Origin of the sequence: Streptomyces sp. NBC_00353 (genome assembly GCF_036108815.1) — a bacterium.
Taxonomy (GTDB): Bacteria; Actinomycetota; Actinomycetes; order Streptomycetales; family Streptomycetaceae; genus Streptomyces.
The window spans coordinates 9,606,264-9,620,643 of record NZ_CP107985.1; the positions used below are offsets into that span (position 1 = coordinate 9,606,264).

The window sequence follows — 14,380 nt, forward strand, 5'->3', positions numbered from 1 at the left end:
GTCTTGTCCGCCAACAGGCGGTCGGGACGGGTGCGAGGCCGTCCAACTCCGGCACGGGGAACGGAGACCTGCTCTCCAGCACGCGCTCGAGTTGAGGGCCGTCACCGTAGTGGCCGGGTGTCAGGACGAGAGCGAGGGGCCGGCATCGCCCCTCTGCGACAAGGTGGATTTTGGTGGTGAAGCCTCCCCGAGAGCGTCCCAGGCATTCGCCGAGCTGACCACCTCCGCCAGCCGGACGACCAGTCTCCGCAGCACCGGATCGACCTGGTTCGTCCCCCTGTCGGCCCCCTTTTGAGGAGCTGCGGCAGGCGGCGCTTTCCTCGCCCCGGCTGCGCTCGCCGCTACCTTCGCCACGTCCCTTGTCGGCGCCGCCGCCTACGCGCTGCTGTCACTCGTGAGCTCCAGAGAGGTCGCCCCCGACTGGTGGCTTGGCCTCGCCTGCGGCATCGGTGGACTGATCGGCGGTTACCTCGGGGCCCGCCTCCAACCCCGCCTGCCCGAACGAGCCCTACGGCTTCTGCTCGGCACCCTCGCCACAGCCCTCGGCGCTCTGTACGCCGCCCAGACCCTGAACTGAGCCCACCCCAGTGGGGAACTACGACGGAGGACCTGAACCGGCGTTCGGCATTGGACGGACCTAGCGCTGAGGCGCGGGCCCACTTCACCTGGGCCTTCACTCCCTCTTTCACCACGCGCCACCCTCGACAGCTATCAGGCCCAGCCTCCCGCGCACCGGCGAATCCAGAAACCAGTGATCCGAACCTGGAACAACCCCTAGCGCCCGTCACATTGAGGATGTTTGAGGGACTTAATACGCAAATGGTACGCAGGTTGCCACGTTTGGCTAGTTGATGATCTAATCAATTTGCACGAGACTAATGAATGCTTCAGGACAGTGGTGAAATCAGGTTCGCCACGGGTACCCGTCGCGGTTCGATCGTCAAGGAGGGAAATGTCAACGCGATTCAAGAAGGTCCTGTTGGGGGCGGCTGCGAGCCTTGCTTTGGCTGGCGGCCTCGTCGGCGCTACCAGCGGGTCCGCTGTCGCGGTACCGGCCACCGCCGATTCCTCTGCCGCCGCCACGGAGACGTGGAATGACGCGAATTTCACGGGGACTTACGGGTACTTCGCGCCCTGGAACACCTGGTCTTTGCTGAGCTACCCCTACAACGACGCAATCACCTGATCTCCACCCAGAAGCGCAGTTGACCGCAGGGTGGGCTGCTGCCTCTGGGGCCCGCGATCAGGTCGCATCAGCCATCCCGGGTGAACCACGAGCGTCGTGGCAGCTCGAAAGAAAGCGGGAGGATTTCCGCCATGCTCGAAGCAGCTGGCCTCACATCGGTCGAAGAGACCGTCTACCGGCTTCTGGTCATGACGTCCACGGCCTCGGCCGACGAAATCGCCTCACAGACCGGACTCGCCCTCAACCAGGTCGAGAGCGTGCTCGCGGCGCTCACCGTCAAAGGGCTGGCCAACCGCAGTGACCGGAATTCCCTGCACTTCACCGCGTCCCCTCCCGACGTGGCATTGCTGCCGCGTCTGCAACGCCGTGCGGAAGCTCTCGACCTGGCCCGGGCTTCGATCGCCGACCTCCTGGAGAGCTACCGCAGCACCCGGCGGCACCAAGCCGACCATCTCATCGAGGTCATCACCGGGGCCGGGGCACTGCGCCAGCACCTGCGTCAACTCCAAGACAACGCACGACACGAAATGCTGTGGTTCTGCAAGGCCCAGTACGTGGCCATGCCCTCGGGAAGCAATCGCGCGGAGTTCGAAGCCCTGGCCCGCGGGGTTCGCTACCGGGTCCTGTACGAGCGAGCCTTTTTCAACGATCACGGCGCCGTCGACAACGTTATCTCCGGTGTACGTGCCGGGGAACTCGCGCGTTCCGTGCCCCATCTCCCGCTGCGACTTGCCATCGCCGACAGAGAGATAGCCATCTGCCCCTTGGTGCCCGGCGGTCCGCACGGCAGTCCGAACGAGCCCACGGCTGCACTGCTGCGCGACAGCAGCCTCCTGGAAGCCATGACCGCCCTCTTCGAGCGCTACTGGGAGGACGCAGCACCCCTGCACCTCAGCGACTCAGGCACCATCGCCGGCGCGGACGACACCGAGGCCACGGGGTTCCTGCCCGAGGCCGACCGGAGGCTGCTCTCCTTGCTGTTCGCCGGCCTCGCCGACAAGTCGATCGCCGGTCAGATGGGGCTGAGCCGCCGCACCGTCCAACGCCGGATCCAGCACATGATGGCCGTCGTCGGCGCCACGACCCGCATGCAGCTCGCATGGCACGCCACCCGTCGGGGCTGGGTCTAGAGTCCCCCTTCGGATCAGGACCGCCGATCGCCTCTTCTTCGGGTACGTCGATGGGCAGGTCCAGCGAGACCGTCTTGCCCCGTCCGTTCGGCGAGCTGCACCACACTCCGCCCAATGCATCCACGATCAGCAGACCGCGGCCGTGCTCCGCCTCCGCGTTGCCTTCCTCGCAGAGCGCCAGCGGTGACGGGACAGGCGGGTTGCTGCCGGAGTCCCGTACCTCGAGCCGGACATGGTCGTCGAACGCCCGCAGGCGGACGTCGACGTCGCTACCCGCGTGGATGAGCGCGTTCGTCACGATCTCGGAGACGATCAGCTGAAGGCTGTCCGCCATGTCGGTCAACCCCCAGGCGGTCAACTGCTGGTTGACGAAACTGCGCGCCGCCTTGACTCCCTGCAGGTCACGCTGCTGGATGTGCAGGCTCTCCGTGCGTGGTGCCATGAGGTCGTCGGAGCCATCCGCTCGTCCGGCAACTTGATCACGTCGTACCAGTCGCCGCCCGCCTTGGAGGTGATGGTGGCGGGGCGGTAGCGCGCCTGAGATGGTGAGCCTGGGCGACTCAGGGAGCGCCGACGGCAGTTTCACGGGGCCCTTGGAAGGAGAGGCAGCAGACGCCGACCACGTAGCGGCTCTTGAGGAAAGAGAATTTCAGGAGCTCCCCGCCTCCCGTGAGGGGAAGGCGCGCCTCGGCCTGTGAACCGGTGGAGTCCCAGTCGGAGAACGAGGGCCGGCCGTCCGAGATGAAGAGGGGGCGACCACGGTAGGCCTTGGCCGCCAGCGTCTGGGCGTCCAGGCCGGCCCCGTGGAGGTTACGGACCAGCCTGGAGGACTCTCCGCTGTGCCCCAGGACCCACAGACGGCCCTCACTGGCAGCCGTGAGCACCAGGGCGTGGGCGCGCAGCGGGAGCATGACGCAGTACCGGGCAGCCCTGACGCCCTGTCCTCCATCGTCGTGGCCTGGTTGAGCAGCTCCGGGAGTCGCCGTACGGGATACATCATGCTGATTCCGGCGGAGCCCGGGACCCCGGACACCCCCCAGCCCGGCGTGGCGTCGCTCGTGTCCGCGTCGAACCATCTGGGCGCAGGCATCGGCATGGGACCGGCTTCGATCGCCGTCCCCTTCTCGGCGAACTCGACGAGGGCCAGGACGTCGCCGATGTCCTGCAATTCGGTGTGGTCTGCCGCCTGGTAGTCACCGTGGGTGGCCGTCGCCCCTGCTTGGGGACGGGGCCCTGTCCGGAAACTACGTGGCCCCTCAGACAGCACCCGTGGGACGGATGCGGAGACCCATGGAAGGGAGGACCGCAGGCTGCGGTCCCCTCGTTACGCGGGTGAGGTCACCTGAGGCCGAAGGCCCCGGAGCAGGGGGCGGTGCGGGCGACCCCGAGGCCATGGCGGACGCCAGGGCCAGCAGCACTTGGGCAATACACAGCACTGTGAGTGGATTTCGGATGGGAATCCGGAGATTGGCAACGTCACGGTCAGCCGCAGAACCGGTTGAAATTAGCAGAGTTGGCCATTTCACAGAATGGACACCGTGGACACGGGCAATACGACTCCAACCGACCTGCGGTCCACCCGCCGTTGCACACCACCCGTGGTGGCCCGGCCGTTCACCGGACTCGATACCGTCGCGGGCAATGCACAGGCCGACGCCTCCGCCGAGTAGCCACTTCGCAAACCAGGGACCTCGTGGGCTTCGTCGGCGTGCAGGCCCCGGGGCTCGAAGCAGCGGCGTCGACTTCTCGTCACACGACCGCGCTGAACGTCCTGAAGACGGTTCAGGCGACGCATGGCGCCTCTGGGACATGGCCATTCGTGCCACGTGAGATCGGTGACACGTCCGCTTGGTGTGGCTGATGATTCCGGACGGGCAGTGAACCGCAGGTGTACGAAGGGTTTTGCCACCGGCTCACGGTTCGTGTGATCGAGGGATCCGCGGTCACCGGCGAGGCCTGGTCGCAGGCCGGCGGGGCCGGTCGACCTCGGCCCTGACCCGCAACACCGTCAACTGCGGTCGGGTGCCGCGGCGATGCGCCATGACGCCCACTCACAGATGTTCTGCCCAGATGCCGATATGACAGAAGGAGAGTAGACACCCATGAGACGGATCCGCCTTTGGGCGGTGATATCGATGTCGGCAGTGATGGCGACGGGCGCGGTGGTGCCTGTTGCCGCCCAGTCTCCGCCAGGGACCGAGGCACGGACGCCGGCACCGCACGACCGCACGACCACCGTGCGGTTGATCACCGGCGACCTGGTCACCGTCAGCGGCGCGCCGAACGGCAAGAAGACAGCATCGGTGCAGCGCGCACCGGGCCGTGAGAAGGTCTTCTTCCGGATCACCGAGAAGGACGGCGCTCTGACCGTTCTGCCTTCCGATGCGGCAATGCTGGTCCGCACGGAGCAGCTGGATGCGGACCTCTTCAACGTTACAAGTCTCATCGCCCAGGGGTACGACGAAACACACGCCGAGGCCCTGCCCCTGATCATATCCGCGCCCAAGGGCTCGGCGCGTGCGGCCGTCAACCGGCTGGATGCCCTCGCGAAGTTCCACGAGGGCTCCGCCGGGCCGCGGCAACTGCCGAGCATCGACGCCCAGGCGCTGCGCGTCGCCGACCAGGACCTGGCCGCTTTCTGGAAGCAGCTCGCACCTGCGGCGGGCGCGTCCATGACGAGTGCGGCGGCGACGACCCCGAAGATCTGGCTGGACCACAAGGTGCGTCCCACACTGGACCGCAGCACCGCGCAGATCAACGCGCCGGCCGCGTGGGCGGCCGGCTACCACGGCAAGGGAGTCAAGGTCGCGGTCCTCGACACCGGAGCCGACCAGAACCATCCCGACCTCGCGGGCCGCGTGTCCGAGGCGAAGGACTTCTCCAGCAGCGGCTCGACCGAGGACCACTTCGGACACGGCACGCATGTCGCCGCCACCGTCGGCGGCAGCGGCGCGGCTTCGGACGGCCTGCGCAAGGGCGTCGCACCGAGTGCGGACCTGCTGATCGGCAAGGTGCTCGGGGACGACGGCTCCGGCGGCGAGTCCGAGGTCATCGCGGGCATGGAGTGGGCCGCGGCGCAGGGCGCCAAGGTTGTCAACATGAGCCTGGGCGCGGACATGGAGACCGATGGCACGGACCCGATGAGCCTGGCGGTCAACGAGATCTCCCGCAGCAGCGGGGCGCTCTTCGTCGTTGCCGCAGGCAACAGCGGTCCAGGCCCGACGACAGTCGGGTCGCCCGGTGCGGCCGACGCGGCCCTGACTGTGGGCGCCGTCGACCGCGACGACAAGCTGGCCTCCTTCTCGAGCCGTGGTCCGCGCTTCGGCGACAGGGCGGCCAAGCCGGACATCACGGCACCGGGCGTCGGGATCGTCGCCGCGCGCGCCGCCGGCACGCTACTCGGCGACCCGGTCGGCGACCACTACGTCAAGATGAGCGGCACCTCGATGGCCACGCCTCACGTGGCCGGTGCGGCGGCGCTGCTTGCCGGGCAGCACCCGGACTGGAGTGCGCAGCAGCTCAAGGACGCGCTGATCAGCACGTCCCGTACGGCGTCCGACCAGGTGCCGACCGAGCAGGGCGGCGGCCGCGTCGACGTCAAGGCGGCAATCTCCGCCCCCGTCACCACCACCGGCACAATCGTCCTGGACCCGGTCGACAGGGACAGCTCCCCGGTGGAGCGGGCCGGCGTGGTCCGCTACACCAACCACTCCGACGACGAGGTCTCGCTGAATCTGCGCGCCGCGCTGGCAACCAGGGGCGGCAAGGCACTCCCCGCGCAGGCACTGACACTGGGCGCGGAAACGGTCCGGGTCGCCCCGGGCGCGACCGCGGAGGTGCCGGTCGGCATCGACCCCTCGAAGGCGGGCCGCGGCTCCTACTACGGCTACGTCACCGCCACGTCCGCCGACGGCGTGCCGGTCCACACCACCGTCAGCCTGTGGGTGCGCGCCCCGATGCACAAGCTCACCATCGAGTCCCACGGACCGACCGGCGACCCCATTCGGTGGGAACTGTTGAACCTCTTTGGAGGGGACGCGGAGACCCAGGTCACCAGCCTGGACCCCCTGGTCGTCGAGGTCGAGGAGGGCACGTACCAGGTCGATGGCACGACGGTGGAATGGACCGCCAACGGCGCACGGATGGTCCAGGTCGTGGAGCCCGAGGTGAAGGTCACCAAGGACATGACCGTGACCCTGGACACGCGTAAAACCAAGCTGGTGCGCGTCCGCACGCCCAAGCCCGCCGTGCGGCGCAATGACCTGACGTACCAGATGTACCGGAAGATCGACGGGCTATCGCTGAATGCCACCCTCAAGTTCGCCCTGGGGGGGGCCGAGGCGGTGGACCTGTACGTGAACCCCACGTCCAAGGTCACCGACGGCGAGTTCGAGTTCAACTCCCGCTGGGAGATGACGGCTCCCCAGATCAGGACTGAGGTCCGCGGCACGGACATCGACCTGAAGTCGTACTACGTCCAACTGTCCACCCCGTTCGACTCCAAGGGGGAGCAGCTCACCGCCGTGGACGCGGGGACCAGGGAGAATCCGGACCTGCGGTCCAGCACCGTGCAGGGCAAGCTCGCCGTGATCCGCGACGAGACCGCGGCGGCCGAGTACGACCTCGCGGAGAAGGCCGCGAAGGCGGGCGCCAAGGGCCTCATGATCGTCCTGCCCAAGGGGATGCTGGCCTGGACCCCCTGGAAGCCGACGGACACGCGCTCTGCCATCCCCACAATCCGGGTGGACGCGACCGACGGTGCGGAGCTGCTGCGGTACATGGAGAAGCACAAGGCCGTCATCGACATCTCCGGGACGGTCGAAAGCCCGTACCTGTACGACATCCGGGCGATCTGGGAGCACCAGATCCCGCAGGACGTGACCTACACCGTCTCGGACCGCAACACCGCACAGGTGAAGGCGACCTACACGGACACCGGCGCACTGGACTGGTCCAGCGAGCAGCGCTTCAGCTGGCGCCCCTACTCGGATTACAGTTTCGAGACCTCGCGTTGGGTGCCGACGGGCAAGACACGCACCGAGTACGTCACCTCCGGGGACACGCAGTGGAGACACCACGTCGATTTCTTCCCCAACCCGTGGGCGGACATCCCATTGCTGTCAGGCCTGCGGGACGCCCCCCGCACCTTCGCGTCGGGCGAGCAGCTCAAGGAGGAGTGGTACAAGGCCGTGGTGCGGCCGTCCATCCCTCGCGGCTGGAACCGTCACTCGGTCCGCTCCGGTGACGTCCTCAGCCTGGCGATCCCGGAGTTCACCGACGCGGTGACCGGCCACTGGGCGCGCCGGGCGCTTCCCCTCGATTTGGGTGGCATCGGGAGGGCGGGAACGCCCGGGACGATGGACGTACCGACCTACCCCCAGGGCGACACCGTGGCGGCCGTCCTCTACCGCGACGGCGAGAAGGTCGGCGAGGCCGCAGCCGCCTGGGGAGACTTCGAGGTTCCTGCCGGAGCGGCCGACTACCGGCTGGACCTGACGACCGAGCGTAAGACCGAGTACTGGCAGACCGGTACAAGGACCGCCACGTCGTGGACGTTCCGTTCGGACACCGCGGCGGAGGACACGCTGTTGCCTCTCCTCCAGGTCGATTACGGGGTCCCGGCCGACCTGTGGAACAGGGTCGAGGGCGGGAAGCGTCACGAGCTCGACCTGACGGTGCGGCACCAGGACGGGCTCGCCGCCCCCACCGGGGTCGAGCTCAAGGTCGAGGCCTCCTTCGACGACGGCAAGACCTGGAAGGGCCAGGTCCGCGTCAAGGACCGCGGCCACAACCGGTTCACCGCCACCGTCGAGCGGCCGGGCGACCAGCGGCAGGGCGCGTACGTGACCCTGCGGGTCACGGCCTCCGACAAGGCGGGCAACACGGTCCGGCAGACCGTGGAGCGGGCCTACCTGCTCGGCAAGTGAGCGAGCGCCTCCGCGGGATTCCCGCGGAGGCGCTCGCCGGACCGTCGCGGCGGGTGCCTGGGGTGAGATCCCCGGCACCCGCCGTCGTCGCACGGTGGCCTGCCTCATGGTCGGCGAGATCAGGCCCTTCGCGGACCGGGGCGCCTCACGAGTGAGCCCACGCGCACCCCAGCCGAGGCGACGCCTGCATGGTCCGGTGCTGCCGCTACGAGGAGGGGAGCGTGAGGCCCGTAAGCATGACGTGTTTTTGGCGCGGCCGCGGGGGTGGCGTAACCAGGTGTGGGAGACCGAATCATGTCCAGGCGCCGGTGCTGGTCGATGTCGACGGTGTGACGCGCAAGCCGTGGATCACGTGGTTCACCGACTGCGCGACGAACGCGATCACCGGCGTCACGGTGACGCCGGTGTATCCGTCGAGGGAGTCGGTGCTGGCTGCGTTGCGCTCCGCGGTGCTGCGTGAGGACCCCTACGGCCCGTTCGGCGGGCTGCCGGAGGAAGTGCGGGTGGATCGCGGCAAGGACTTCTTGTCCAGGACGGTGACTGCCGCATTTGAGGTCCTGGACGTGACGGTGGAGGATCTGCCCGCCTATACCCCCCACCTCAAGGGCACGGTCGAGGGCCTGAACCGTGCGGTGGAGACGATGTTGCTGGCATCCCTGCCCGGCTACGTCCGCCAGCCGCGCCCCGGCAAACGGTCTTCCCGTCCGAAGGACGAGGTGCTGCTCGGTTTCGAGGACTTCACCGCGCGCTTTCCGGGACGAATTCCCGCCGTTGCCACTGCGGGGAGTCCATGCTGGTCGTCTGCGGATGGGTGTGGTGTGTGGAAGTCGCTATCGGGCTGTGGCCACGAGCTGTGGTGGTTTTTTCGGGGCTCACCACGGCCGGCCGGCGGTGCGGCTGGCGAAGGTCGCCCGCCTGCCGGTCGTGGGTGCCGTGGCTCCCGGGAGGGCGGTGACACGGCGCCGTTCCGGGAGCTTCAGGGGGCTGGCGCCATACAGGGTCGGCCTGGGCGCTGCTGACTCACTCTCCGTGCCGGGTGGGGTGCGTGGGTGGTGACGCGCGAGCGGGCGGTGTGTTCGTCACCTGGTTGGCCTTCAGCCGACTCGTCTGCTGGTGTCTGCTCGCTCATGGGGCGTGCATCCGGTGCAGCACCGGAGCTCTGCCGGTGATGTGCTGCTCCCACCTGTGTAGCCAGTCAGTGTGCTCGGGAGCGCCCGGCTGTGGTGTGGGGCACGCCGAGGCGTTCGAGCAGCAGTCCTTCTCGGGTGGACCAGGGGCAGATCTCGACGTTCTTGGCCCCGCAGGCTTCCATGAGGGCTTGTGCGATCAGGGCTCCGGCCAGGGACTGTTCGGCGCGGTGTCGGGAGATGCCCGGCAGCTTGGACCGGCGGGACGGTCCCGCGGCGGCCAGCAGGGAGACTGATGCGCGTAGTTGGGGTAGCGCGAGCTGCTGTCCGGCTTGCGGTGTCTTGCGCTGAGCGGCGGCGAGCCGGGCGAGCTGTTCGAAGGTCTTGGAGCAGGCCAGCACCCGCCCGCCCGGTTCGGCCCGCGGCAGGCCGGGGACGGCTTCCAGGGACCGGCGGAGGTGCTGCCGGACCTCGGCCAGCCGGTGTGGGGATGGTGCGGTGCCGCCGGGAAGCCAGTCCCGGGTGATCCTGCGGGCGCCCAGCGGCAGCGAGTAGACGACGCGGGGCCGGTCTCCGGTGCCGGAGGCGATCTCTACAGTACCGCCGCCGATATCCAGGACCAGCAGCTGCCCGGCCATCGAGCCTGCCCACTGGCGGGCGGCCACGTAGGCCAGCCGCGCCTCCTCCTCGCCGGTCAGCACGCGAAGGCGGGTGCCGGTGGTGCGTGCCACCCGCGCGATGATCTCGTCGCGGTTGGGCGCGTCCCGGATGACGGAGGTCGCGAACGCGAACACTTCCGGCCCGCGCAGACGCGGGTCAGCGGCGACGGCCTCGGCCACTGCCCGTTCGACGCTCTTCACGCCGGCCTTGTCCAGCCGTCCCTTGCGGTCGAGGGTCTCGTGCAGGCTCAGCCGCACCTTGCGGGAGAACACCGGCTCCAGCACCGTCCCCGGGCGCCGTCGCACCACCGTCAGCAACGCACTGTGGCACCCGACATCGAGCACACCTGCCTGTCGCATCCCATCGCCTCCCCTGGCACGGCCCTCGACCGGACCGGCTCCTTCCCCGATCCTCCGACAGCCCCGACGACGGCGCGACGGGATTCCAGCCCACCGCGTGAGCATAACGTCACCATCCGTGCCCCCTCCGCCCAGGCCCACAGGGGTAGAGCTGCGCCGACGGACGGGTGGTGTCGGTAGCCTCGCCCGGGTGATGGTGGCCAACGAAAGGACGAGGCTGGTCGTGCTGCGAGGGAACAGTGCCTCGGGGAAGTCGTCCGTCGCGGCCGGCCTCCGCGACCGTTTTGGCCGCGGTCTGGCGCTCGTGGGTCAGGACAACCTCCGCCGGATCGTTTTGCGTGAGCGGGACCGGGCCGGTGTGGCGGACATCGGCCTGATCGACCTGACGGCCCGCTACGCGCTGGACGCGGGGTACCACGGGTACCACGTTGTTCTCGAAGGGATCCTGTACGCCGGCCACGACGGCGCCGTGCTTGCCCAGTTGCGCGCCGACCACCTTGGCCCGAACCGCGGCTACTACCTGGACGTGCCGTTCGCGGAAACCCTTGCCCGGCACGCGACCAAGCCGATCGTGAACGATGTCGGGGAGGAGGCGTTGCGCGACTGGTACCGGGAACGTGATGTGTTGCCCGGGTGCGTTGAAACCGTCATCGGGGCGGACAGTTCCCTGCCCGAGACCGTCGACCGGATCATGCGCGACACTGGCCTGGCCGGCCTACCCGCACTGAAGAACTGACTGAATGAAACCCCGGCCAGCGGCGCAGGTCGCCCTACGCCCTGCAGGTGATGTCTCCCTACCGCACCTCGGGTCAGGCACATCGTCGCCGAGTTGAATTCCATTGTGTCGCCCTCCCGCGACCGGGTCTTGGCACGCCAGGTGGTGGTGCGTCGTCTGCTCGCTCTGGATGAGCCCGGCAAGCTGGCGTCTGTGCATGTGCGGATCGCCGCCGATACGGCGGGGGTCTGTGTACGTACGGTGTGGCGCTGGTTGGCCGTGGCCCGTGCGTCGGGGTGCGCTGAGACGACGTCGCTGCGGCGTGGTGGTTTCGCGTTCACCAACGAGTTATGGGCCCAACTGTCTGACCTGGGCGGAAACGTAGCGGCGCTCCACCGGCAGCTGCATGTTCCTTACGTGGCGCCTGCTATGCCGGAAATCGAACTTGGTCGCGGCGGTGGTTTCCTGCCCTGCTGGTAGTCCTCGACGGCCTGCCGGATCTCCGCCTCGGTGTTCATCACGAACGGGCCGTAGCGGGCGATCGGCTCCCGCAGCGGCACGCCGCCCAGCAGCAGCACCTCAAAGCGGCCGGTGCGGCCGCGCTGATGGGCCCCCGCCTGGACGGTGAGGACATCGCCCGCACCGAACACCGCCAGTTGCCCATCCCCGACGGGGCGCCTGTCGGCGCCCACGCTCCCCGCTCCCTGCAGGACGTAGACCATCGCGCTGAACTGCGGATCCCACCCGGTACGCAACTGCGCCTGGGGAAGCAGACTCGCGTGCGCATAGACGATGGGGGTGTAGGTCACGCCCGGTCCCTGGTAGCCGCCAAGCCCACCGGCGATCAGGCGTACCAGCGCCCCGCCGTCATCGGAGGTGAGCAGCCGCAGCTTGTCCGCCCGGACGTCCTGGTAACGCGGCTGCGCCCACTTGCGGGTGCGGGGCAGGTTCACCCACAGCTGGATGCCGTGGCTGAGGCCGCCCTTGGCCAGGACCTCCTCGCTGGGGACCTCGTCGTGCAGGATCCCCGACCCTGCGGTCATCCACTGTGTGTCCCCGTCCGATATCACGCCTCCGCCACCGTTGGAATCGTGGTGCACCACCGTGCCGTCGATGACGTAGGTGACAGTTTCGAATCCGCGGTGCGGGTGCCAGGGGGCGCCCTTGGCCTCGTAGGGCTGGTAGACGGTCTCACCGACGTGGTCGAGCAGCAAGAACGGGTCCGCATCGGGCAAAGCGGCACTCGGGAACGGGCGGTGCACCAGAAAGCCGGCCCCCTCCCGCTGCTGGGGTGCGGTGACCAGGCGGCGGACGGGGCGGTCGATGGCGGTCGCGTCAAGGCGCGGGAGGCGGGGGAGGACCAGGAGATCCTCGACGGTCACGGCCGGCATAGCGGTCCTTCGTATGTACGGTGCGGACGACGTCCAGCGCGACGACGTTCCGCTAGGAGGGGGGTACTTGCGTACCTCTGCCGAGGAGAACCCCGGCAGGCGGGCGGCGTCTCAGGGGCGGTCGGGCAGTCGTCGATGCGTCTGCCCCGACCCACGGGGCCGGCCCTATCGGCCGGTATCGCCCCGGGACGGTGTACCGCCGAATCTAGCTCGCGGACCTGGCACGGTCGCTGCCCGAAGCGGTCACACCTGCCACACATCGGGACCTCGTGGTGCGCCCCGGTCGACGCCCCTGCCCACGAGTGACGGATACCCGGTCCGCCGTAAGAACCACCACCGCGGCGCGCTCACCTGTTGAGGGGAGACGCGACCTCGGCCACGCGGCTGAGGCGACCACGGCACCCGCCATCGAGGCTGGATGGTGCGCCGCTTCCCCGTTGGTGGCGTCCGCCGTCCGGGCGGGAGACCGGGTGATCAGCCGGTCTCCCGCCCGGCTCTGGGGCGGGCGCGGCGGCGCGTGACCTGGCCGACAGCAGCCTCAGCCACGTCTCCCGGGCCGTGCGCTGGATCCGCGAGCACTACGCCGAGCCCTTCCGGGTCGACGAGGTGGCACGCATGTCCGGCATGAGTGTCTCCGCCTTCTACCGCAACTTCCAGGCGGTGACCGCGATGAGCCCCATCCAGTTCCAGAAGCAGATCCGGCTGCAGGAGGCCCGGCTGCTGCTCGCCACGCACCCGGGCGACGTCACCGGGGTCGGACACCGCGTCGGCTATGACAACCCGTCACAGTTCAGCCGGGAGTATCGCCGCCAGTTCGGCGCGCCGCCCAGCCGGGACGCCGCCCGCCTGCGTCAGGCTGTGCGCACCCCGGCAGGTGTCCTTCCTTGAGCAGGCCGCGCCACGCCGGAGGATCGTGCAAGGGCGAGTGAGAATCAGTGCCAGTTTGCGTTGGATCGCCTCGGTGGCCGGCCCGGTGCCCGGACCGAGTTCCACCACCACGGGCTCGCCCCGCTCCGGCACGGCGGCGATGAGCCGCTCGACCAGGCGGGCCGAACTCGGGATCAGGGAGGCCGTCCGGAGCGGGCTGCGCAGGAACTCGCGGGCGAAGAGCGCTGTTTCACTCATGCTGTGGCCCTTGCGGTGTGGTGGGATCCGGGGACGGGCAGGCATTTTCCTGCTCCGTAGGAGAACCGGTGATCCCGTGGCCAGCGCGAGAAGCGCGGTGTACCGACAAGGGTGGGCGGGCAGGCCATGGCGGCGGAGCTTGCGTGCGAGGGTGGCGGCGGAACGATGGGTTCCTGCGCTATAGCCGGGGAAGATCCAGGCGGTGCCAGGAGGCCGTCAGGGCACCGCGGCAGCTCGCCCAGCCCCACTGGGCGGTAACCGGGGCGCGGTGTGGCGGGGAGGGTGCGGCGCTGCGGGGCGCAGCGTTCGTGCTTTTGCTTCGGGGCGGGGCGGGGCGGGGCGCTGCGCCGTCCGTGCCGCGCGGCGGTGCGGGTCCGCTGCGCTTCCCCGTACCGTCTCACCGTGTGCCGGGCATCCCGCGCTCTCACGAGCTGCGGGTTGGGGCAGCCGGTCATCGGCCGCTCCGCGCCCGGCTTCCTCGCTTCGCGCTGCTTCAAGGAGAGCCCGCCGTGGCAGAGACGGCAGAGACGGCCGAGACGGCCGAGTCCGCGGGGCGCTATGCGCAGAGAGTCCACGTGGAAGTCGGGAACACCTCAACGTCTTGTCGTCTCGCCGTGTCGGGCGGGTGGACGAGTGTGGCTGTCTCTCCCGGCCCGAGGGGCGAACGTCACGTGGGGTCGGGTTGTTCAGGGAATGTGGCCGCTGAAGGCAATGTGGAGGATGAGCAGTAGCACTGCCATTAGCACGATGCCCCACGCCC

The 14,380-nt window shown here is 69.0% G+C and carries 10 protein-coding genes and 4 pseudogenes; 9 read left to right on the plus strand and 5 right to left on the minus strand.

The features are described 5' to 3' along the window. Positions 1-2: 2 nt before the first annotated feature. A pseudogene (locus tag OHA88_RS43195) lies at positions 3-202 on the minus strand (IS5/IS1182 family transposase); the annotation flags it as partial. Positions 203-313: 111 nt separating this feature from the next. Here OHA88_RS43195 and OHA88_RS43200 point away from each other — a divergent pair. From OHA88_RS43200 to OHA88_RS43210, 3 genes and pseudogenes are all read left to right on the plus strand, one after another. After that, positions 314-577: pseudogene (locus tag OHA88_RS43200) on the plus strand (TSUP family transporter); the annotation flags it as partial. Positions 578-952: 375 nt separating this feature from the next. Next, positions 953-1,186, plus strand: coding sequence for a hypothetical protein (locus OHA88_RS43205; RefSeq protein WP_328623813.1), 234 nt, complete (start codon positions 953-955; stop codon positions 1,184-1,186). 131 nt (positions 1,187-1,317) lie between these two features. After that, positions 1,318-2,316, plus strand: coding sequence for a helix-turn-helix domain-containing protein (locus tag OHA88_RS43210; RefSeq protein ID WP_328623812.1), 999 nt, complete (start codon positions 1,318-1,320; stop codon positions 2,314-2,316). A gap of 109 nt (positions 2,317-2,425) precedes the next feature. Here OHA88_RS43210 and OHA88_RS43215 read toward each other — a convergent pair. Further along, positions 2,426-2,659 (minus strand): annotated as a pseudogene (locus OHA88_RS43215) (ATP-binding protein); the annotation flags it as partial. Here OHA88_RS43215 and OHA88_RS43220 point away from each other — a divergent pair. After that, on the plus strand, positions 2,549-2,848 hold the full coding sequence (locus OHA88_RS43220; protein WP_328629952.1) for a hypothetical protein: 300 nt from the start codon (positions 2,549-2,551) through the stop codon (positions 2,846-2,848). The pseudogene OHA88_RS43215 and the gene OHA88_RS43220 sit on opposite strands and share 111 nt — an antisense overlap. A 28-nt stretch (positions 2,849-2,876) precedes the next feature. Here OHA88_RS43220 and OHA88_RS43225 read toward each other — a convergent pair whose 3' ends face one another. After that, on the minus strand, positions 2,877-3,227 hold the full coding sequence (locus OHA88_RS43225; protein ID WP_328623811.1) for a hypothetical protein: 351 nt from the start codon (positions 3,225-3,227) through the stop codon (positions 2,877-2,879). A 627-nt stretch (positions 3,228-3,854) separates the two neighbouring features. Here OHA88_RS43225 and OHA88_RS43230 point away from each other — a divergent pair. The 3 genes from OHA88_RS43230 (at position 3,855) to OHA88_RS44805 (ending at position 9,262) form a co-directional block, all read left to right on the plus strand. Then, on the plus strand, positions 3,855-3,986 hold the full coding sequence (locus tag OHA88_RS43230) for a hypothetical protein (RefSeq protein WP_328623810.1): 132 nt from the start codon (positions 3,855-3,857) through the stop codon (positions 3,984-3,986). Positions 3,987-4,418: 432 nt separating this feature from the next. After that, the gene (locus OHA88_RS43235; RefSeq protein WP_328623809.1) at positions 4,419-8,243 is read left to right on the plus strand and encodes a S8 family serine peptidase; all 3,825 of its coding nucleotides are present in this window, start codon (positions 4,419-4,421) and stop codon (positions 8,241-8,243) included. A 308-nt stretch (positions 8,244-8,551) separates the two neighbouring features. Further along, a complete protein-coding gene (locus OHA88_RS44805) occupies positions 8,552-9,262 on the plus strand; it encodes a hypothetical protein (RefSeq protein ID WP_443044145.1) in 711 nt (236 codons plus the stop codon). Between the two features lie 176 nt (positions 9,263-9,438). On the opposite strand, the gene OHA88_RS43245 is transcribed toward OHA88_RS44805, so the two are convergent. Beyond that, the gene (locus tag OHA88_RS43245) at positions 9,439-10,389 is read right to left on the minus strand and encodes a Ppx/GppA phosphatase family protein (protein WP_328623808.1); all 951 of its coding nucleotides are present in this window, start codon (positions 10,387-10,389) and stop codon (positions 9,439-9,441) included. 193 nt (positions 10,390-10,582) lie between these two features. On the opposite strand from OHA88_RS43245, the gene OHA88_RS43250 reads away from it, so the two are divergent. Beyond that, positions 10,583-11,125, plus strand: a complete 543-nt coding sequence (locus OHA88_RS43250; protein ID WP_328623807.1) for a kinase — start codon at positions 10,583-10,585, stop codon at positions 11,123-11,125. Between the two features lie 392 nt (positions 11,126-11,517). Here the strand turns inward: OHA88_RS43250 and OHA88_RS43255 are convergent, their stop codons facing one another. Next, entirely contained in the window at positions 11,518-12,495 is a 978-nt protein-coding gene (locus OHA88_RS43255; protein WP_328623806.1) for a pirin family protein, read from the minus strand. 519 nt (positions 12,496-13,014) lie between these two features. On the opposite strand from OHA88_RS43255, the pseudogene OHA88_RS43260 reads away from it, so the two are divergent. After that, positions 13,015-13,383, plus strand: a pseudogene (locus OHA88_RS43260) (helix-turn-helix domain-containing protein); the annotation flags it as partial. Positions 13,384-14,380: the final 997 nt, after the last annotated feature.